Source organism: Mucilaginibacter sp. P4_A11 (assembly GCF_056402535.1).
Genome location: NZ_JBFUHE010000004.1, coordinates 138883 through 160617, shown reverse-complemented (window position 1 = coordinate 160617; position 21735 = coordinate 138883). Strand labels below are relative to the sequence as shown.

Sequence of the window (21735 nt, the reverse complement as noted above, 5' to 3'; positions counted from 1 at the left end):
AGCAATACATTTGCTGTGTATAAAATACACCTCATGTTAAACACAAATGCAAAAAAATTACTCCTGTTTTTTTTGAGTGTTTCATATGTCTTACACGTACAAGCTCAGCAAAAAGTCCTTTCCATTAAGGATGCTGAACAAATGGCCCTTGCTAACTATGCTTCCATCAAATCGAAGGCAAACCAGCTTAACGCATCTAAGGCATACCTCAAAGAAACAAAAACGGAGTATCTGCCGGATGTAAATTTCTCCGCGCAGCAGGACTACGGAACAGTGAACGGCCAAAACGGACCATCGTATGGTTACCGGGGGCTTTCTGTAGCTTCATCCGGGCCGGTATTGGCCAAGCAAAACTGGAATGCTGCTTTCGGAGCGCTCTATTTAACTAACGTAAGCTGGGATTTTTTCGCCTTTGGTAGATCGAAGCAAAGGATAGGCGTACAAAAAACCATCGTATCACGTGATGAAACTGATCTTGTACAGGAGCAATTTCAGCACCAGGTAAGAGTAGCTGCTACTTATTTAAACCTCCTTGCAGCACAGCAACTTAGCAAGGCGCAGCAGGATAACCTTAACCGCGCTATGGACTTGCAAAAAGTAGTTGTAGCCCGCGTAAAGAACGGTTTAAATCCCGGTGTAGATTCATCACTGGCCAACGCCGAAGTATCTAATGCTAAAATAGCGCTTACCAATTCCCAGCAAACTGTGCAGGATCAAAGTAACCAGCTTTCTATTTACTTAGGTATTCCGGCACAGGAGTTTCAGCTGGATAGCGCTTTCATTACCAAGCAACCAAACAATCTGGAGGCTTTAAGCGCTGTTGCAACAACCGATCACCCAACTTTGAAATTTTATCAAAACAGGGTAAACGTAAGCGATCAGCAGGCTAAATACCTTCGCACTTTTGCTTTGCCAACCTTTAGCCTTTTCGGTGTTTACCAGGGCAGGGGATCGGGCTTTAAGTCGGATTATGGCGTTGATCAATCAAGTTATACCGGCAGTTACGGTGCAGGTGTTGACCCAACCCGTTACAACTACCTGTTTGGTGTTGGCGTGGTATGGAACTTTACCAGCGTGTTCAGGACCCATTACCAGGTACAATCACAAAAATATACTTCAGAACAGCTGAAGAATGATTATGAGCTGGTTGATAAACAACTGGAAGCACAGCGTGCACTGGCCCAAACACGCATAGGCAATGCCCTGAAAAATGTGAACGAGGTACCGGTTGAGGTTTCGGCCGCTAATAACGCTTACATTCAAAAATATACACTGTATAAAAACGGACTATCAAACATAGTTGATTTTACACAGGCGCTTTATACCCTTAACCGGGCCGAAGTTGATAAATACATAGCCCTGAATAACGTATGGCAGGCATTGCTGTTCAAATCGGCAGCTACCGGCGATTTCGGGATCTTCATCAATAATTTTTAACAGTTACACACATATACAATGGGAATGATAAAAGGGGCGCTGCAAAAACCAATTACCATATTGGTTATAGTAGCCGGGCTGTTCTTCTTCGGTATAAATGCGGTACGGACTATCAAGATCGACATATTTCCCGATCTGAACCTGCCGGTTATATATGTATCGCACCCATACGGCGGTTTCACCCCAAACCAAATGGAGGCTTACTTCGGTAAGCAATATGTTAACCTGTTACTTTTCGTATCGGGCGTAAAAAGCATCGAAACAAAAAATATACAAGGCTTAACGTTAATAAAAGTTACTTTTTACGAGGGCACCAATATGGCCCAGGCCGCGGCGGAGGTCACGAGTTACACCAACCGCGCCCAGGCCAGCTTCCCGCAGGGGTCGCAGCCGCCCTTTATTTTGCGCTTTGATGCCTCAACGCTGCCGGTTGGTCAGCTGGTGTTGAGCAGCGCCACCCGCAGCAATAACGAATTGCTTGACTACGCATTGGTTTATGTACGGTCGTCATTTACCTCCATTCCGGGCCTTGTTGCGCCGGCGCCTTTTGGCGGTAACCAGCGTACCATCTTGATCAAGGTTGATCCTAACTTGTTACGCTCGCATAACTTAACGCCCGATCAGATCGTGGCTGCCCTGCGCGAGAATAACCAGAATACGCCGGCAGGTAACGTACGCATAGGCGACTACAACTACCTTGCCCCATCAAATACTACTATAAAGAAAGTACAGGATTTTGGAGACATCCCGTTGTATAAAAACGGTATCCAAACCGTATTTATGAAGGATGTGGCCACTATTGAAGATGGTGCAGATATTACCGCTGGTTACGCGCTTATCAATGGTAAACGTTCTGTATATCTGCCAATCACCAAATCGGCCACGGCATCTACCTGGGACGTGGTTCAAAACCTGAAAAAGGCCTTACCTAAATTCCAGGCTTTACTGCCTGATGACGTGAAGCTGTCGTTCGTGTTTGACCAATCCATATACGTGATCAACGCGGTAAAAAGTTTGGCGGAGGAAGGCGCGATAGGCGCGGTACTCACCGGCTTAATGGTATTGCTGTTTTTGGGTGATAAACGAGGAGCGCTCATTGTGATCCTCACTATCCCAACCTGTATCATATCGGCTATATTCTTCCTGTCGCTGGCACATCAAACCATCAATATCATGACGCTCAGCGGGCTTTCGCTGGCGATAGGGATCCTGGTGGATGAGTCGACGGTGACGATTGAGAACATTCACCAGCACTTTGATATGGGTAAACCGAAAGCTTTGGCTATCTGGGATGCCTGTAAGGAAATTGCTTTCCCTAAATTGCTGATCCTGTTCTGTATCCTGGCAGTGTTTGCTCCGGCCTTTACTATGACAGGTATTCCGGGTGCTTTGTTCCTTCCGCTGGCATTAGCCATTGGTTTCTCCATGATCGTGTCTTATTTGCTTGCTCAAACCTTTGTACCAATCATGGCCAACTGGGTGATGGTAAACAAGCACGAAGATCACAGCCATAAAGATGGTTTTGCACTGGAAGATGAGGGCGAACCATGGGAGCAAAAAGAACGGGCTATGAAAGCTGCCCTTGAACATAAAGGTAAAGATGCTACCCGCTTTGATAAATTCAGGGATAGCTTTATGCGCCTGATGGACCGCATGCTGCCTAAACGCAAACTGCTGGTAACGGTTTATGTAGTAGCAGCGTTCGGCCTTGCATTTTTGCTATTCAATATCATTGGCCGTGATGTATTACCAAAAGTAAATTCAGGCACTTTCCAGGTACGTTTACGTGCACCTGATGGTACCCGTTTAGAGCGTACCGAGCTGATAGCTGTTAAAGCAACGCATATACTGGGCGATATTGTGGGCAAAAACCACATTGCTATTACTTCAACATTTGTTGGTTCGCACCCTTCATCGTTTTCAACTAACCCTATCTACCTGTTTATGGCTGGTCCGCAGGAGTCTGTTATGCAGGTGAGTTTAACTGAGGATTATAAAGTGAACCTTGATGACCTGAAGGAAAAATTCAGGCACGAGATTGCTAAGCAATTGCCAGATGTTAAATTATCATTCGAGCCAATTGAATTGACCGATAAGATCCTGAGCCAGGGATCGCCGACACCTATTGAAGTTGCCATCACCGGAAAAAACAAAAAGCAGAACGTTGAGTATGCCTTTAAGATCATTGATAAACTGAAAAGCATCAAATATCTGCGCGATGTGCAGATAGGTCAGTCGTTCAATTATCCGACTATTGATATCAATATTGACAGGCAGCGGGCGGCACAGCTTGGTGTGGGTTTAAATGATATTTCACGTTCATTAGTGGCATCCACTTCATCATCAAGGTTTACTGAAAAGAACAACTGGATTGATGAAAAATCAAACTTAAGCTACCTTGTACAGGTGCAGGTGCCTGAATACCAGATGGCCAGCTTAAATGATATTAAAGAGATTCCTGTATTGGCAAACCAGGCCCGCCCGGTATTAGGTGATGTGGCTGATGTTAAAACCGGTACTACCTTTGGCGAAGACGATAACGTAGGCGCTGTGCCAACGCTATCGGTAACAGCAAATATCAACAAAAAGGACTTGGGTACGGCAACTAACGATGTACAGAAAGCAATTGACGAACTGGGCAAACCACCACGTGGTTTAACAGTGGAAATGCATGGTATGAGCCAAACGCTTACCGATACGCTGAATAGCCTGCAATCAGGATTATTAGTAGCGATATTAGTGATATTCCTGATGCTGGCAGCAAACTTCCAGTCGTTCAAAATGTCGATGGTGGTTTTATCAACTGTGCCGGCGGTATTGTTTGGTTCGCTGTTGCTGGTTAAGATCACCGGTGCTACACTTAATCTGCAATCATACATGGGTATGATCATGTCGGTAGGTGTATCTATCTCAAATGCGGTGTTACTGATCACCAATGCCGAAGAGTTACGCAAGCACAATGGCGATGCATTGAAATCAGCCCGTGAAGCGGTAGCGTTGCGTCTTCGTCCTATATTAATGACCAGTTTGGCTATGATTGTAGGTATGATCCCGATGGCATCAGGCTTAGGTGAGGGTGGTGACCAAACATCACCGCTTGGTCGTGCCGTTATCGGTGGCCTTATTGCATCAACCTTTGCCGCGCTGCTGATATTACCATTGGTTTTTGCCTGGGTACAAGGTAATACAACCACTCAATCTGTTTCATTAGATCCTGAAGATAAAGAAAGTAAATTTTATGTCCCTTTGCACCACCATGAATAAGCTAAAAAATAAATCAATACTGCTGCTTGCTGTTTTAGCGATGGCAGTTGGCTCCATGAGCGCCTGCCACTCAGATGATAAAGAAAAAAAGGAGCAGCAGGAAGAGGAACAACAGCAGGAAGCTGTTGAAACCCCAACAGTACAAATTGTACCGTTAACTAAAGGCAGGTTAAGCAGCAATATCACCATTCCTGGTGAGCTGATCCCTTACCAGCAGGTTGACCTGTATGCCAAAGCCAACAGCTACGTTAAAAAGCTTTTGGTTGATATTGGTTCGGAAGTGCATCAAGGCCAATTACTGGCTGTACTTGAAGCGCCCGAAATCAACTCACAATTGGCTGCGGCACAATCACGCATTAAACAGTTTGAGGCAGTTTATTTTGCCAGCAAAGCCACTTACGACAGGTTGGTAAGCACCAGCAAAACCCCAGGTACCGTTTCGCAAAACGATCTGGAGCAGGCTGAAGCTAAAAAGAATGCCGACGAGGCCAATATTGATGCTGCAAAATCCGGCTTGAAAGAGGTATCGGCTAATTTGGCTTACCTGGAGATCCGCGCTCCGTTTGATGGCGTGATCACCAGTCGTAATGTTAACCTGGGTGCCTATGTTGGTCCGGGTGGTAAAAGTACCGATCCATTGTTTACCATACAGGATCAGGGCCGCTTACGTTTAGTAGTATCTGTACCTGAGGTTTATACCGGTGCATTAAGTAATAAAAGCGAAGTTAATTTTACGGTGAGAGCCTTGCCAAGCCAAAAATTTACCGCCGAGGTAAAACGCATAGCAGGTGCGCTTGATGAAAAATTACGTGCCGAGCGTTTGGAGATGGACGTTTACAATAAAGATAAAAAACTGCTTCCGCACATGTTTGCCGAAGTAAGCCTGCCACTGCCAGCCGGCGACAGTACTTATGTAGTGCCTAAAACGGCTGTTGCCACTTCAACCGAAAAGGTTTTTGTGATAAAAGTTGTTGACCACAAAGCTGTTTGGGTTGATGTGAAAAAAGGCCTGAGCAACGGCGATAGCATCGAGATCTTCGGCGGTGACCTGAAACCTGATGACAAGCTGGTAAAAGCAGCCTCAGATGAGATCAGGAACGGATCGACTTTGAAGTATTAATAATTTGAATTTGGTTGATTTGAAGATTTTTTCTTCAAAATCAATAACCTAAATAGTGCGAAGGGAAAGGTGTTTGAAAGCTTAACAAGTTTTCAGGCACCTTTTTTGTTTGGATGGCTTTTAAAACCTATGGATAAAAATGTCATTGCGAGGCACGAAGCAATCGCATGCTATACAGAGTCGCTCTGCCTCCGCGCGATCGCTTCGTGCCTCGCAATGACATGATTTTAAACTATTTAACCTCCTTCTGCAACTTCTTAATAATCGCAGTCCCCACAGCATCTGTACTTTCAGCCGCATTTGACAATACAACCACAGCCAGTTTCTTATCAGCATTAAAAGCTAAAAAACTGCTGCTGCCATAAGTGCCGCCGTTGTGAAAGATGTATTCAACGCCATCAACTAAAATGATATGCCAGCCGAGGGCTATTTTGGCATCCTTGCTGTAAGTTATCTGATGGGTCAGCTCAAAGGCCTTTGATAGCTTGTCAGTGCCACTGATCATGTTGGCCTTTGCGTATATCAGCAGATCATTTACTGTTGAATGCAGAGCTCCGCAGGCGGCAAGAGCGTCAAAATCCCAGGCAACTGTAGGGTCACCATATTGACTATATACTTTGGTGAAGTGGGGAACCTGTAACGCGCTTAAATGCTGAACGGTATTTTTCATTGCTAAAGGGGGGCAGATCACCTCCTGTACCATCTGGTCAAACGTCTTGCCGCTTGCCTGTGACAATATCGTTCCTAATAAGCCCACTCCTAAATTAGAATATGCATACTGCTCTCCGGGCTTACTATTGAGCTTACAGGTTTTGAGGTAACTGTACAGCAGCTTTTTGTTATAGCTTTTATAAGGATTAGCAGCGCTGGCCGAATCGAACTGGAGATTTTCGGGGATCCTTGCCAATCCTGATGTATGATTACTAAGGGTTTGCAGGGTTACAGCGTTTAACGAAGTGTTGGTTTTTACCGAATCGGGCAGGTATTTGGTAATGGGATCAGTAAGTTTTACTTTGCCTTCGTTAGCGTAATAGGCCAGCAAGGTAGCCGTAAATGTTTTAGTGATGGAGCCTATTTCATATATAGTACCTGCTGTTGGTAATTGTTTATTACCCCGGGCCGTTTCGCCATAATTATAAATGCTGATCTGCCCGTCTTTAAATACACCTATACTTAGGCCTACGGTGTTTGCTTTTTGAATATAAGGACGCGCGATCTGGTCAACTTGTTTATCTATAACAGTAAGCATTTTATTTGACGTTGGCATTTGCGCGGTCTTGTCAGCAGTAATATCCTTATAAGGCTGAAATAGGAAGAGTTCTATTTTATTTTCGGTATCAAGGCTCATGAGTAGCTGTAGTGTTACCGATTGAAATACCAGCTTATAAGTGCTTACTTTGTTATTAACAAAACTGATCACAGTTGAACCTTTAATTTCGTTCAAGGGAAACAATTGCTGTTGGCTAAGACTGCGGAACTGTCCTTCGCTTACGGCATGCCTGAAATTTACCCCGGTCAACGCATAAATCGAGTCGGCTTGTTTGGCGTTGAAGAAATTTTTCACCAGCACAAATACCGAATCGGTTTTATATTGCTGATGACTTTGGGCGAATGTTATGCCCGGGGTAAATAAAAGTAAGATAAAACAGAACCTGAGTTTCATGAAAAGTAATTTCGTGTTTAATGAATTTCGTTAGTATTTAGCCATAAGTCTTAAGAGTGAAGGAAAAAGGGAATTGACTTACGACTAAATACTATTCTTTATATATCCTGGTAATCTTTGGTAAAATAATTATCAGCCAAAGGATCGGTTAAGCGCATAAAGCGTTTTTCATTATGTTTCCATCTCATGCGGAATATAATAACGGCAATACCTGCCCCAATCATATAATTGTAACCGATAAATGCAAACATATCGCCGGGTTCGGCCAATAGGGTGTGTAGATCTGTCTTTCCGCTTAATTTAAACCAGATAATGCTTGTTAGGAGAGATAGGGCTAATCCGAAAATAAACCCGCCGTCAATAATGCAGTAATTCCACATGCCGCGTTTGCGCGAGTGTTCCCACTTTTTTACAAAGCTGATATTGTCAATATCTTCTTCGGTGAGGCCCTTAGCCTTGAGCTTTTCGGCCTGGGTTAATTTATATTGATAGCGGTAATAACCCTGTACAAATGAAAAGGGAAAGAATATCAGGAAGATGATATTGTTGTTGTCGTAAAAATACAACGCAACAATAACGGCAAGGTAAAACAGTTCACCTTTGTAAGTATGTTTCAGATATGTTTTGAAATTGAACTTCATACCTGAAACATGCTGTTTATATAGTTGGTGTTTGTCCGGCCAGCAGGTATAACACAGCCATGCGTATGGCTACACCGTTTTCTACCTGGTCGAGTATGATAGATTGCTTGCTGTCGGCCACATCACTGGTGATCTCCACGCCACGGTTGATAGGGCCGGGGTGCATAACGGTGATCTCTTTATCCAGCGAATCCAAAATAGTTTTGTTAAGACCGAAAAGCATAGTGTATTCCCTTAACGATGGGAAATATTTGATATCCTGGCGCTCCAGTTGAATGCGGAGCATGTTGGCAACATCGCACCAGTTAAGGGCTTTGATGAGGTTATGCTCAACTTTTACACCTAACGAGCCGATGTATTTAGGAATCAATGTAGTTGGTCCGCAAACCATCACTTCGGCCCCCAATTGTTTAAGGCAAAGAATATTTGAAAGGGCCACACGTGAGTGGAGGATATCACCTACGATCACCACCTTTTTGCCAGCTACGTCGCCATATTTTTCGCGGATAGAAAATGCATCAAGCAAAGCCTGGGTAGGGTGCTCGTGCGCGCCGTCACCGGCGTTCACGATCTGGGCTTTTACGTGTTTTGACAGGAAGATACCTGCCCCAGCATAAGGGTGGCGCATAACCACCATATCAACCTTCATGGCCAGGATATTGTTCACGGTATCAATCAGCGTTTCGCCTTTGCTTACTGATGATGATGAGGCCGCGAAGTTGATCACATCAGCCGAAAGCCTTTTTTCGGCCAGCTCGAACGATAGACGGGTACGGGTTGAATTTTCAAAGAAAATATTGGCAATAGTAACATCCCGCAGCGACGGCACTTTTTTAATCGGTCGGTTTAAAACAGATTTAAAAGTATCGGCAGTTTCAAATATCAGCTCAATATCTGCCCGGTTCAAATCTTTTATACCCAATAAGTGTCGTGTGCTCAGTCCTGCCATGTTATTTTTATTTCGGATGTTCGATTTCGGATTTTTCTATGTTGTTAATCCGTCATTGCGAGGTACGAAGCAATCCCCGATTGCCAGAGGTGCCGTGCATGATCACCCTGTACAGTTTGGGATTGCTTCGTACCTCGCAATGACGTGTTGTATATATCTTAATATTTAATCTCCAGTTTCTGAAACCAGTACTATCTTATCTTCACCGTCAGTATCTTTCCAGCTTACCACTACTTTTTGCGATGCAATGGAATCAACCTCAATGCCCACATAATCTGCCGATACCGGGATGTGACGGGAATAGCGACGATCAACCAAAGCCAGCAGTTCTATCTTTTCCGGCCTGCCGAAAGCTTGCAGAGCATCCATTGCGGCACGAATAGTTCGGCCTGTCCAAAGTACATCATCCATCATGATCACTTTTTTGCCTTCAATTATAAAATCTATTTTAGTTTGATTTGGCAGTAACTGTGATTCACGGCGGCGGAAATCATCACGATAGAAGGTGATATCAAGGTCGCCTTGTAGTATGTTTTTATCAGGAAGGATTTTCCTTAATTCTTCGGCAACGCGTTTCGCTAAATAGATGCCACGCGGCTGAATACCAATTAGTACTGTATTTGAAAAGTCGTTATGATTTTCAATTAACTGGCGACATAAACGTTGTATGGTGATTTGAAACTTTTGTCCGTCGAGCAGTGTTAGATTTTGCATCGTATGGGTGGATTTGGGCAAAAGTAATAATTTGTTTTGAGTTTTGGAGGATGAGTTTTGAAAGTGGAGTTAACAACAATTCTTTTTAAACAGTCGCTCTTCACGGCGTCAGTGCAAGGGACGAAGCAATCCCCTACGTACAGAGTCGTTTTTATGGCCGCCCTGTAAAGTTCGCGATTGCTTCGTACCTCGCAATGACGGGTGGGAATGGGGAATGAAGACTACTCTGATAGTCTCTTCAAAGCTTCCATCGCCCTTTCTGCATCTTTTTTAGCTACAAAAATATGGTCATGATAATAGGCTGCCACCACATTACAGCTGATATTTTCTTTAGCCAGTGCAGTTGCAAATGCTGCGGTAAGCCCGGTTGCTTCTAATGATGAATGGATAGTTAATGTGATCCAGGCAGCAACGTAGCTATATTCAAGATTTAATTTATCTGCAGTTTCTTTTTTGAGGATGAGGGTTATAGCTTCCTGTTCTTTAAAAGACGCTACGATGTCATCGGTATTGATGTTATTTAAAGATGTTGCCGTGCAATAAACATAATCACCTTCATTAAGCACAGGTGTCATGTTTTTGAGTAGGGTATTGAGGTTTGTTTCTCCGGTCATATAACAAAAGTAAATTAAAAACATGTCATTGCGAGGCACGAAGCAATCGCACGGAAGCATAGCCGCCCTGTATAGTATGCGATTGCTTCGTGCCTCGCGATGACATGTAATTCAAATCAAAAAAGTTTAATCCAACAAAAAAGCCTCCCGATTTATCGGGAGGCTTGTATAAAGTGTTAAGCTAAATTATGCTTCTTCTTCAGAGCTGTTAGCAGCAGGTGCAGCCTTGCGGGCTTTGTTTTCAGCACCTTCCATTTGCTCTTTTAACTGAGCTAATACGCTAAGATCGCCTAAAGTTGATTTTTCAACAGAATCTTTCACTTTTTTCACCGCGTTAGTAGCAGCTTTTGCTTCTTTTTTGCGGTTTTCAAATTCCTGTACGCGGGCATCAGCGCGGGCTTCTTCCCAGATACGTGAGTGTGAAATAACGATACGTTTGTTTTCTTTGTTAAATTCAATGATTTTGAATTCAGCAGCTTCTTCAGCTTTTAGGCTCTTGCCGTCTTCCTTAACCAGGTGTTTGGTTGGCGCAAAGCCTTCAACACCGTAAGGTAAAGCTACGATAGCACCTTTGTCAGTTACTTTTATAACAGTACCTTCATGGATCGAATCGATAGTGAAGATAGTTTCAAAAGTATCCCAAGGGTTTTCTTCAAGCTGTTTGTGACCTAAGCTCAATTTGCGGTTTTCAACATCAAGTTCAAGTACAACCACGTTTAATTTTTCACCAACTTTAGTGAATTCGTTAGGGTGGTTAACTTTTTTAGACCAAGAAAGGTCAGAGATGTGGATCAAACCGTCGATGCCGTCTTCCAGTTCAACAAATACACCAAAGTTGGTCATGTTTTTAACTGTAGCTACGTGCTGAGTACCAACTGCGTACCTTTCAGCAGCGTTTTGCCATGGATCAGGAGTTAATTGTTTAACACCTAATGACATTTTGCGCTCTTCGCGGTCTAAAGTCAATACTTGAGCTTCGATCTCGTCACCAACTTTCAGGAATTCCTGAGGGTTGCGCAGGTTTTGTGACCATGACATTTCTGATACGTGGATCAAACCTTCAACACCAGGGATGATTTCAAGGAATGCACCGTAATCAGCAACGGTAACGATTTTACCTTTAACTTTTGAACCAACCTGAATTTCTTCAGAAAGGCTTTGCCAAGGGTGTGGGGTTAATTGTTTCAAGCCCAGAGCGATACGTTTTTTCTCGTCATCGAAGTCAAGAACAACAACGTTGATCTTTTGATCCAATGCCAAGATTTCACGTGGGTGCTCAATACGGCCCCATGAAATATCTGTAATGTGCAGTAAGCCGTCAACACCACCAAGGTCAATGAATACACCAAAGTCGGTAATGTTTTTAACGGTACCTTCCAATACCTGACCTTTTTCAAGGCGTGCAACAATTTCTGTTTTTTGATTTTCCAGATCGTCTTCGATAAGCACTTTGTGCGATACCACAACGTTCTTGAATTCGTGGTTGATTTTAACAACTTTGAACTCCATAGTTTTACCTACGTACACATCGTAATCCCTGATAGGTTTGATATCGATCTGTGAGCCAGGTAAGAAGGCTTCAACGCCCATAATGTCAACAATTAAACCACCTTTAGTACGGCTCTTCACAAAACCGGTGATGATCTCATCATTATCAAGGGCTGAATTAATGCGCTCCCATGATTTTTGAGTTTTTGCACGTTTGCGTGAAAGTACTAACTGACCGTTAGCATCTTCCTGCGACTCAACAAAAACGTCAACTGTGTCACCGATCTTAAGATCAGGTGTGTCACGGAATTCTGATACTGATACTAAACCGTCTGATTTGAAACCTACGTTAAGCACAACATCTTTGTTGTTAACGTTAACAACAGTACCGGTGATGATTTCGCCTTTGGTGATAGAGCTGAAAGTTCCATCATACAATTTCTCAAATTTCTCACGGTCGTCATCGCTGTAGTTACCAAATTTTTTGTCGTCAGCATCCCAGTCGAAATCTTCGCTCGGTGTAGCCGCAATTTTTGATTTGATCTCTTCGATAGAGATTGAATCAGCTTCTGATTCAATAGTTTCTTTTTCGCCAGACGCATTAACTGTACCCAGTTCAGCTTCTTTCGCTTTTAATTCTTTTTCTGCTTCTTGTTTTTTTGCCATTAAATAATTTTTCTCCTTTTCCCAATTTGTTAATTGGGACTGCAAAGGTACGGATATATTTTATTGAAAAAAGAAATTTTTTAATGTTAATTGCTTATATTTTAGGAGTTTTTATGTGTTTTTGGTGCTGTTAAGCAGGTATAAATTAGAGTTGGTATAAATTTCACCCAGAATAAATGATTTGATAACAGCGTCAGTGTTATTATGCGGACTACAAATTAATAAGTTATGAATAAATATTTGCAAAGGGCATGGTCGGATAGTGAGGATGATATCAGTATGGAAAATGTATTAATGGCTATTGCCGAAACGCAGGATATGGATGATGAGCACGGTGCTTTTTGGGTTGGGACAGAAGAGGAAGAATGTATTTTGGAAACAGATAAATCATTAAAAATGACCTGTGTTATAGATGGTAACGAATTATATTACCAGGCGAAAAGCTGGGAGGAGGTAATAAAACTTTATGAGTTGCTTTTGAACGAAGATTTTAGCAGCCTGGTTAATGCTATTAAGTAAGCTTTTATTGCTCATTGCTCAATTTGGCATTTATCTCTTCAAAAATCAACATAAAATCATTCAGCATTTCTTCCCGGTAATCGCTCAATATCTCATCCATTAGTGCTTCCTGCTCAAGAGTAAAAGGATTATTCCAAACCCGCATGCAGATCCGTTTAAGCGCGTAAGCTATCTGGTGCGTTTCCGCATAAGTATGCAGGTACTGGCTTTTTTTAAATCCTTCGTAAAACTTAAAGAAAACATCAGTGTCCTTAAGTCCGGCAAAAATCAAGAACTCTTTTATCTTCTCTTCCCGGCAACCGCTCAGGTGATCATAAAATTCGTTAACACTTATTTTACCTGTTGTGAGCAGCAGGTTATCGATAATAAGCTCCAACGCTATGTGGCCTAAAAAGAAAGGTTTAACAGGCGAGCCTGAAAGGGCAGGGGCAAGCAGCTTTTTTAATTCATGCGAGCGGGTGGTGAAAAAGTCAGACGAGTGAAAATAACGGTCGACATCAAGGTGTTTATTCCATCCGTCTATGATAGAATTAACCTCGTTATCAGTGTGGTGGAGTTTTTCGGGGTGGAGGATAATGGTTTTATCGGCATTTTTTAACAGGTCGGGCAATACTGTTCCCAGCACATGGTAACAGTTGGTGGTATGCCTGTCGAAATAAAAATGCGATAAAAAATTCATAAGCCTTGCCTTGCAAAATACCCGGTTTTGCTCAAGATACAAAATATAAGTAATTATTTGAAACAGGGTTTACCTATAGTTAACCCGGTACGGGATTATTAAATTGACGACGCGGGGTTGATGCTTACGTCAATTCCCGAAACATTAAAGGCGTAAAAGGAGGCACTTACGGAGCCAAAAGTTTGGCGTTTCTTCCTATAAACATGGTACTCCTCCGGAGTTTAAGATGGTGAAAACACAACTCCGGAGGAGTACCATGTTTGTAGAAAATATAAATTCATTGTTTCGGCTCCTTAGGTGCCTCCTATCGCCTGCAAATAAAATTTCTCATAAAATAATCACATTGCCACCCGCGTCTTATCTATCAATTTTACCCCCTTCCCCCAATTATTCTTTTATATTTGCACCTTTTTGAAACAGAACTTGATATGAACTTTGTTGAAGAATTACGCTGGCGCGGCATGTTGCATACCGAAATGCCCGGAACTGAGGATATGTTAAATAAAGGTATGGCTTCGGGGTATATCGGGTTTGATCCAACTGCCGATTCACTGCATGTTGGCCACCTTACCCAGATCATGACCTTGATCCACTTTCAGCGCGCAGGCCACAAACCTTATGCTTTGGTTGGCGGTGCTACTGGCATGGTGGGCGATCCATCGGGCAAATCGGCCGAGCGTAATTTGTTATCAGAAGATGTACTGCAACATAATCTGGAAGCGGTAAAAAAACAGCTTACCCGTTTCCTTGATTTTAATACAGGAGCCAACAGCGCCGAAATGGTGAACAATTACGATTGGTTTAAAAGCTTTACTTTTCTTGATTTTATCCGTGATGTGGGCAAACACGTTACGGTTAATTATATGATGGCCAAGGATTCTGTAAAGAAACGTTTGGAAGGTGATACCGGAATGTCATTTACCGAATTTACTTACCAACTGGTACAGGGCTACGATTTTTACTACCTGTGGAAACATCATAACTGCTCATTGCAAATGGGCGGCAGCGATCAGTGGGGTAACATTGTTACCGGTACCGAGCTGATCCGTCGTAAAGACAGCGGTGAGGCTTTTGCCTTAACCACCAACCTGATCAAAAAGGCTGATGGTACCAAATTTGGTAAAACCGAAAGCGGTGCTGTTTGGCTTGATGCTGAGCGTACTTCGCCATACCAGTTTTACCAATTTTGGTTAAATACTACAGATGTTGATGCAAAAGCTTACATCCGTATTTTTACCCTGCTTGAGCGCGAGGTTATTGAGGCTATGGAAGTTGAGCATGATGCCGCCCCCCATACCCGTGTTTTGCAGAAAGCCTTGGCAAAAGATATTACTATCCGCGTACATGGTGAAGCTGAATATGAAAAAGCGATTAAATCATCGGAGTTTTTGTTTGGTAATATAGGTCTTGAGTTTTTAAATGAATTAACTGATTTCGAAGTGCTCGGAATTTTTTCAGGTGTGGATAACTATACAATTGCACTAAGCGATTTAGACCCGGGTATCAATGTAGCAGACCTTTTGGCTGTTAAAACTTCAATTTTTTCATCAAAAGGGGAAGCGAAGAAAATGATACAGGGAGGTGGTGCTGCTATTAATAAAATTAAAATAGCCAGTGCTGATGATATTTACACAACCGATGCGCTGATTAATGGTAAGTTTATCATAGTGCAAAAAGGTAAAAGAAGCTACTTTTTAATAGTTGCAGAATAGATTTCAAATTAAACTTACGAAGTTTTTAAAACTTCGTAAGTTTTGGATTAATGACCTAATGATAAAAGGGGCGATGGATATATATCCGTCGCCCCTTTTTAATGACTCAATGCCTCGAAAGATTACAAGTCGCTCAACAAGTCGAGTTTTTTGGCATTATATTCTTCCTGCGAGATAAGGCCATTATCAAACAGTGTTTTTAGTTTCTTTAGCTTTTCGGTAAGCTCATCTGGTTTGGCGGCAGGTGCAGGCGCTGGTGTTTCCTGTACAACAGGCGCTGGGGCTGCAACCGGCGCAGGTGGAGCTACTGGTGCGGCTGGTGCTGTGTAACCGTTTGGTTGAGAAAAAGGCTGCGGTGAAGCGGGGGCTGCAAAAGCGCGGGCAGGCGAATTTTCCAATTGGATAGAACCTGATTCGGCACGTTTTTGTTCCAGTTCGCGCTGGCGACGGGCTTCGCGTTCAACTTCTTTACGTTCCTGGGCGTACTGGTATAATTTACGGCCCTGAACTTTAGGCAGGTAATCAACAGCCATTTCGGCACCACCGGTAGTTTTTACGCTGAATACGGCACCAATGATCTCTTCTTTGGTATGTACGTCAACAATATCTTTCCAAACAAAATCAACAAACTTAATAGATAACCCCAGGTTGGCCGGGGTGAAAAATAATACACGTTTATTGGTTATAGCGATACAATCAGGAAAAAGGTTTACCAGCGGTTTTTTTTGAACGGCTATGTAAATAATCTCCTCGCCGGTTGACAACAGATCAACAAGACGTGAATAAACCTTTTCAACTGCTTTAGGATCCTGTTCCTCTGTTAAAAATTTCTCAATCATGTTTTTAGCATTTATGATGCGCGCAAAAATAATAATTATAACGGTCAAAGAGTCAAGAATTAAGCGTTAAGAAGGAAGAAAAAAGATGAAATCTTATTCAAAAACTTTCCTGACCCTTGATTCCTGACGTCTTGATTCTCAAATAGTATTAAGCTATCAGCAAATTACAGCCTCGAATGTCTGACTGATCAAATCTGCCCAATACCTCAAATGAACCATCATTATAAATTCTGCCCAAATCCTGCGTAGCAATGAACGCGCAGGAGTTGATATTGGCCAGATCAATAACGCTGATACCGCCCGTCTTACCAGTTTGTAACGTGCTGAGCGGGTCGTTAGTATCCCTGATGATGATCTTCATCCAGGGCGGGCAATTAAAAATGCCGTCGCCTTTGGAGTAAGCTTGTGATAGCAACTCGGTCATCCCGTATTCTGAATGGATGTGCTTTACACCAAATCCTTTACCTAAAATATCGTGCAACTCTTCGCGGATCATTTCTTTGCGACGGCCTTTCATTCCGCCGGTTTCCATCACCACCAGCTCGGGGAAGTTTATTTGATAGTTTTCGATAAAATCAAGCAATCCGAAAGTTACACCAATCAAAAGCGTTTGCTTAACGGCGTCTTGTTGTTTTTTAAGTTGCTGAAAAAGCTCGTCGTGATTATACAAAAAGAAGCCGCTATCCGGGTTGTTTGACTGTTTAATGAGGTCATCAACCATATAAATGAGCGATGAGCCTTCGCGCTCCAGATAGGAGGGTAGTAAAGCTAAAACTGTATAATCCCTGATATCGCCATAAAAAATAGTAAACGCTTTACGAAAGCTATCCTCATACCAGGTTTTATCTGTAACCCTGTGACTACTGGTGATCATACCGGTAGTGCCTGAACTGGTAAAAGTTACTTCAACAGGTTCGTCGGTACTTAATATGGTGTGCGATTTGAAAAACTCTATAGGTAAAAAGGGAATCTGCCCGTAAGATGTAATTGCCGACGGATCAATTTTCAATCCTTCAATAAACTGCCTGTAAACCGGGTTATGCTTTGCCTGGTAATTGAAAACCTGCAACGCTGCTTTATTAAATTGCTCATCGGTATTGATAGAAAATACCTGTTGTTTACCGGGCTTGCTCATTGGGGGCAAAGATAAGGAAAACCATGATTCTCCTGATTAGAGAGTTGAACCATGATTCGCTTGATTAATGGATTTATATGATATCAGGGTAATCCTTCAATCTTATAAATCAGGGTTCAAAATCAGGGTTCAAACTCCGCAAGTTTCGGATTGAAAGCCTTTATGGCTAATCCGACCTTTGATGTATCAAAACAATAATCATGAACACATTTAAAATTGTATCGCTATCAAAATCATTCGCGCAAAAAATAAGAACTACCATGACCGACGATTTTGGAGGCGAAGTGGTTGAACAATTAGCTACCGGGCTTGGGCCTTGCCGGGTTTCGCTTAAACCGTTTGAACGTAATGTTGATAAACGGCTGTTACTAAAGCATTCACCTTTTGAAATTGAAAATGCCTATAACCAAACAGGGCCGGTTTTTATCAATGCTAAAGACGTTGAGGAGTACAGGGATATTTATCGTTTTCCTCCGGAGATCAAAGCTAATAAAAAGAGTTTTCCGCTGTCGCTCATTGGTTATAGTAAAGCGCAGCAAATGGTTTTGACCCGGCTTGTCGGTGATGCCGATGTTGATGAGCTGATCAATGAAATATTTGCCGAAAATGATAATGTTGAATATTTACATGCCAGAAATGCGCAGGCATGTTGTTTTATATGCAAAATTGAACGTGTTTGACTTTCAAATTACATAAAATTAAAAAACAAGTGCGTGTTTTGGGGGTTAGTTAAGTATTGAAGCATACAGTAATTTATAATATTAATTATCTATCCCCATGAAAACATTAAAATTTTTGAGGCTCCCTGTTTTATTAGGCCTCTTTTTTGTAATGATATCGGCAAAACCGGCCGATGATACCAAGCAAACGGAGCGACTCCATAATGCATCGAATGTGCTGAAAGAGTTTGCTAAAATGAAAGAAAGTATCCCTCACCAGTTACTGGAAGAATACGAAGGTATTGTAATTATCCCTAAGATGATCAACGCAGGTTTTGGTATAGGCGGTAAACGCGGAAAGGGCGTTGCCATGGTGAAACTGGGCAACGGCAAATGGAGCGACCCCGTGTTTGTAACCCTTACAGGCGGCAGCTTTGGTTTGCAGATCGGCGTACAATCGGTAGACCTGGTATTGGTGTTCCGCAATAAAGGTGTGTTAACCAAAGTGAAAAATGGTGATTTTACCATCGGTGGCGATATTTCGGCAGCGGCGGGGCCGGTTGGTCGTAGTTCAACTGCAAGTACCGATTATAAGCTGCAGGCCGAGGTTTATTCTTATTCACGCAGTAAAGGCTTATTTGCAGGTATCTCTATTAATGGTTCAAACCTGGGTATTGATAAAGATTCAAATGCGGCTTATTATGGCGCTAAGGCAACCTCGCAGGATATTTTTGCACAGGCAACCAGCACTACAGATGCGGTTAAAACATTAAAAGAAACATTGGCTGCGTTTTAAAAATAATGCGCTGATAATAAAAATTCCCGGCTAAAATGCCGGGCATTTTTGTTTAATGCTTTTGGAATGCCCGTTTGAGCAGCAGCCCCGAAAGTGCCGACATCCCGCCGACCAATCCTCCTAAAATGCCTGTTACCGCCAGTATATAGCCCCAGCTAGGCAGGTGGAATAAATGGGCTATTCTTGTAGCCATAATATGATCATTCGGGATACTTTTAAAAAGAGCCAGCACAATCCACACAATTAAAACGGCAATAAAGGCTTGCCAAAAGGAACTTTTTGCTGTTGTGCCAATAATAAGGGCCGTTAAAAAAGATATGATGGCAACTATCCACCAGGGTAAAAAATATCCGCTGGCAAATGAAAGTATAAGTATAATGAGGAATAACATGATGCTAATTATTTACCGGTTAATGTATAAGTTGATTTGATGCGTGGTGACGGTTCATTGGCCGATTGCATGAAAAGCAGTTCTTTCAGCTGTCCCTCATTCCAAGTTTTAAACATATCGTTATAAAAGAAACTGCCGGGATTGCCCGATTCACCGCCCGGGAAAATACCATATCCTTTTACTTTTGGCCCCATTTGTACTACCATGCGCCATGACGGACCATGGCCGTCATTTAAGGCATTAACTGTTGATCCTGTCCCTCCCGATTCAAAATTGCCCGAACTAAAAGCCGGTTGGCGAGATAGGCTGGCTATCTCCATTTTTTTGAACTTACCCCATTGCCAGCCCGGGCCTGGTTTACCGCACCTTTTGGTAATATCCGTTACTGCGGCTGCAAAGGCTTTATTAACTATATCTGAGGCGGTTTCTTTAGTTGGTGTGCGGGTATCATCAAACCATTTGGAATTTGGCTCTTTTAGCAGTAAGCGCTCAGTTCGGTCTATTGAGGGAAAATTGCTCTGAAGATTTTTATCTGCAAAATCATCAGCCCAGATAGCGTTATAGAGTTGCGACCACCAATTGCCAAATACCGTGGCGCCGATTGAATTAGCTGCGACATTTTTGTCCCATTTATTGACCTCATGATAGGCAGTAAGCTGTGTAGCATCAAGTTTTGTTGGATCGATGTATTTAAGCAGGGTTGGCAAAATATCCTGTGCGCGGATGCTATATACATCAGTTTGCAGGATGCGCATACTATCTATTGTGGCTTTAGTCATAACAGCGAGTCTGTCATTAATACGCTTACCTCGTTCATACGATGCAAATGTCCAATCGATATAATAAGGATAAGTAGGATCTGTTGATGATTGATTGGCTGAACTCACAAATCCGCGTGGCGGATTTTTAACGGTAGGGTCATGCTCAAAGGGTACCCAGCCATGCCAGTCGTCGGCAGGATCGGTTCCGTCTAAAATAAATTTGCCCTGGTCTTTATATTTAAGCGGGTATTTACCGTTAGGGGTAATGGCTATATCATCTTTACTTGCAAAAACAAAATTTGATGCCGGAGCGCTGAAAAAGGTGAGCGCTTTGCGATAATCGGCATAATTTTTACCGGTATTAAGCAGGTACATAGCCATTAGTTCGTTTGATGGTTCGTGTGCTATCCAGCGCAGCGAATGACCCACTGGCACAAAATCTGCACCGTCTGATTTTTGGGCATCGTTTTGATATACAACCGGGCCATGGTGGGTATAAACTACTGTATCGTAAACCGGTTTTTGATCAAGCACGTCAATTTTTTCGATACGGCGGGTAGTTTTATTCCATTTGTTACCATACCAGTATTCGTCCATCTTAGTGTCCCTGAATTTTTCCTGGTACCAGTCGAGCACATCTGCATCGACATTGGTAATACCCCAGCTTATATTGTTATTGAAGCCTAAAATAACACAAGGCGCTCCCGGTAAGGATACCCCGTATACGTTCATGCCAGGTGTCGAAAGCTGAATCTGGTACCAGATAGAAGGAAGTGTAAGATTAAGATGCGGATCGTTTGCCAAGATAGGATAGCCACTTGCTGTTTTGCTACCAGCTACCGCCCAGTTATTACTGCCAATGCCTTCAACGCGGGGCTTTGTTTTTGCGCTGTCGGTCATGCTGGCCAAAAAGTTGGCTGATGGTTTTGGAATAGGCAGGGGTTTAAAATAATGCCATTTTGTCCCCACGGGGATAATGGGATCTTCGTGCATGGGATAATCAGGAAAAAGATCATTGGTGGTAGCGGAGCCAAATTTGCGCAGGATGTTGGTCATGGCAAATTCGTTTGAGCCGCCGGCCAATGTTTCAGACATCAGCTTTAACAAAAATGCACAGTTGATGGGTTTCCAGTCTTCAGGCGCATAGTTCAGGAGTTTAAACTCTATCGGGTAATCCCTCGGGCTCAGCTGATGAATGTAACTGTTGATGCCATCGGTATAAGCGAGGATCATATTCTTAATTACAGGATCGGCCATCATGGCCTGTATCGTCTTCTCGGCACCGTAAACCATGCCCATGCGGCGATGATAGCGGTCGATATCCAATACATTGGGCCCAATAACTTCGGCCAGCCTGCCAGCTGCCTGCCGGGTTTGGATATCCATTTGCCAAAGACGGTCGGTAGCGGTCATATATCCCTGTGCAAAGTAAAGATCATGCTCGTTCTCGGCAAAAATGTGCGGGATGTGGTTTTCATCAAAATTGATAGTAACCTTGCCCTGCAGGCCTTTAAGTTTAAGGTTAAGAGTTGTTAAAATGTGCTTGCTTTCGGCATTTTGCCAAAAACCATCTGCCGGACTAAGGAATTTGCCCAGTGGGGGTACAACGCCAATTTTAGTTTGCAAAGCCCAGATCAGGGCAAGGGTTATAAATATGGATATGAACGCTTTTGTAAACTTCATTGATT

Annotated in this window: 18 protein-coding genes; 7 read left to right on the top strand and 11 right to left on the bottom strand. The window is 42.8% G+C overall.

What is annotated here, in order from left to right; genetic code table 11:
* The first annotated feature begins 72 nt into the window (after positions 1 to 72).
* Genes AC1DUD_RS09845 through AC1DUD_RS09835 form a run of 3 tightly spaced genes read left to right on the top strand, consistent with a single transcriptional unit; the run spans position 73 to position 5821 of the window.
* A complete protein-coding gene (locus AC1DUD_RS09845) occupies positions 73 to 1437 on the top strand; it encodes a TolC family protein (protein ID WP_477374102.1) in 1365 nt (454 codons plus the stop codon).
* An 18-nt stretch (positions 1438 to 1455) separates the two neighbouring features.
* Positions 1456 to 4701 carry an efflux RND transporter permease subunit gene (locus AC1DUD_RS09840; protein WP_477374100.1) on the top strand — a complete coding sequence of 1082 codons (3246 nt, stop codon included), beginning with the start codon at positions 1456 to 1458 and terminating at the stop codon, positions 4699 to 4701.
* Positions 4694 to 5821, top strand: a complete 1128-nt coding sequence (locus AC1DUD_RS09835; RefSeq protein WP_477374098.1) for an efflux RND transporter periplasmic adaptor subunit — start codon at positions 4694 to 4696, stop codon at positions 5819 to 5821. The genes AC1DUD_RS09840 and AC1DUD_RS09835 overlap by 8 nt, the downstream gene beginning before the upstream one ends.
* A 232-nt stretch (positions 5822 to 6053) precedes the next feature.
* Here the strand turns inward: AC1DUD_RS09835 and AC1DUD_RS09830 are convergent, their stop codons facing one another.
* The 6 genes from AC1DUD_RS09830 to rpsA form a co-directional block, all read right to left on the bottom strand.
* Complete coding sequence (locus tag AC1DUD_RS09830; RefSeq protein ID WP_477374096.1) at positions 6054 to 7484, bottom strand: serine hydrolase domain-containing protein; 1431 nt, start codon at positions 7482 to 7484, stop codon at positions 6054 to 6056.
* Positions 7485 to 7582: 98 nt separating this feature from the next.
* Positions 7583 to 8125 carry a 6TM ABC transporter family protein gene (locus AC1DUD_RS09825; protein ID WP_477374094.1) on the bottom strand — a complete coding sequence of 181 codons (543 nt, stop codon included), beginning with the start codon at positions 8123 to 8125 and terminating at the stop codon, positions 7583 to 7585.
* A gap of 16 nt (positions 8126 to 8141) precedes the next feature.
* Positions 8142 to 9074: an aspartate carbamoyltransferase catalytic subunit gene (locus tag AC1DUD_RS09820; protein ID WP_477374092.1), complete on the bottom strand. Its 933-nt coding sequence runs from the start codon at positions 9072 to 9074 to the stop codon at positions 8142 to 8144.
* 165 nt (positions 9075 to 9239) lie between these two features.
* Positions 9240 to 9788: a bifunctional pyr operon transcriptional regulator/uracil phosphoribosyltransferase PyrR gene (pyrR, locus tag AC1DUD_RS09815; RefSeq protein WP_477374090.1), complete on the bottom strand. Its 549-nt coding sequence runs from the start codon at positions 9786 to 9788 to the stop codon at positions 9240 to 9242.
* A gap of 221 nt (positions 9789 to 10009) precedes the next feature.
* A complete protein-coding gene (locus AC1DUD_RS09810) occupies positions 10010 to 10402 on the bottom strand; it encodes an ACT domain-containing protein (RefSeq protein ID WP_477374087.1) in 393 nt (130 codons plus the stop codon).
* Between the two features lie 186 nt (positions 10403 to 10588).
* Complete coding sequence (rpsA, locus tag AC1DUD_RS09805) at positions 10589 to 12556, bottom strand: 30S ribosomal protein S1 (RefSeq protein ID WP_477374085.1); 1968 nt, start codon at positions 12554 to 12556, stop codon at positions 10589 to 10591.
* Between the two features lie 228 nt (positions 12557 to 12784).
* On the opposite strand from rpsA, the gene AC1DUD_RS09800 reads away from it, so the two are divergent.
* A complete protein-coding gene (locus AC1DUD_RS09800; protein WP_477374083.1) occupies positions 12785 to 13075 on the top strand; it encodes a hypothetical protein in 291 nt (96 codons plus the stop codon).
* Between the two features lie 4 nt (positions 13076 to 13079).
* On the opposite strand, the gene AC1DUD_RS09795 is transcribed toward AC1DUD_RS09800, so the two are convergent.
* Positions 13080 to 13754 (bottom strand): ACP phosphodiesterase, encoded by a 675-nt coding sequence (locus AC1DUD_RS09795; protein WP_477374081.1) that lies wholly within the window; start codon positions 13752 to 13754, stop codon positions 13080 to 13082.
* 428 nt (positions 13755 to 14182) lie between these two features.
* Between AC1DUD_RS09795 and tyrS the strand changes: the two genes are divergently transcribed.
* Positions 14183 to 15466: a tyrosine--tRNA ligase gene (gene tyrS / locus AC1DUD_RS09790; RefSeq protein WP_477374079.1), complete on the top strand. Its 1284-nt coding sequence runs from the start codon at positions 14183 to 14185 to the stop codon at positions 15464 to 15466.
* A gap of 122 nt (positions 15467 to 15588) precedes the next feature.
* On the opposite strand, the gene AC1DUD_RS09785 is transcribed toward tyrS, so the two are convergent.
* Both AC1DUD_RS09785 and AC1DUD_RS09780 read right to left on the bottom strand, forming a co-directional pair.
* Positions 15589 to 16305 (bottom strand): PH domain-containing protein, encoded by a 717-nt coding sequence (locus tag AC1DUD_RS09785; RefSeq protein ID WP_477374077.1) that lies wholly within the window; start codon positions 16303 to 16305, stop codon positions 15589 to 15591.
* 148 nt (positions 16306 to 16453) lie between these two features.
* Positions 16454 to 17440, bottom strand: coding sequence for a LuxE/PaaK family acyltransferase (locus AC1DUD_RS09780; RefSeq protein ID WP_477374075.1), 987 nt, complete (start codon positions 17438 to 17440; stop codon positions 16454 to 16456).
* 200 nt (positions 17441 to 17640) lie between these two features.
* Here AC1DUD_RS09780 and AC1DUD_RS09775 point away from each other — a divergent pair, with 200 nt between their 5' ends.
* Positions 17641 to 18120 carry a DUF1203 domain-containing protein gene (locus AC1DUD_RS09775; protein ID WP_477374073.1) on the top strand — a complete coding sequence of 160 codons (480 nt, stop codon included), beginning with the start codon at positions 17641 to 17643 and terminating at the stop codon, positions 18118 to 18120.
* Positions 18121 to 18217: 97 nt separating this feature from the next.
* Positions 18218 to 18895, top strand: coding sequence for a lipid-binding SYLF domain-containing protein (locus AC1DUD_RS09770; RefSeq protein WP_477374071.1), 678 nt, complete (start codon positions 18218 to 18220; stop codon positions 18893 to 18895).
* Between the two features lie 52 nt (positions 18896 to 18947).
* Here the strand turns inward: AC1DUD_RS09770 and AC1DUD_RS09765 are convergent, their stop codons facing one another.
* Positions 18948 to 19286 carry a hypothetical protein gene (locus tag AC1DUD_RS09765; protein ID WP_477374069.1) on the bottom strand — a complete coding sequence of 113 codons (339 nt, stop codon included), beginning with the start codon at positions 19284 to 19286 and terminating at the stop codon, positions 18948 to 18950.
* A gap of 8 nt (positions 19287 to 19294) precedes the next feature.
* On the bottom strand, positions 19295 to 21730 hold the full coding sequence (locus AC1DUD_RS09760) for a penicillin acylase family protein (RefSeq protein WP_477374067.1): 2436 nt from the start codon (positions 21728 to 21730) through the stop codon (positions 19295 to 19297).
* Positions 21731 to 21735 lie beyond the last annotated feature (5 nt).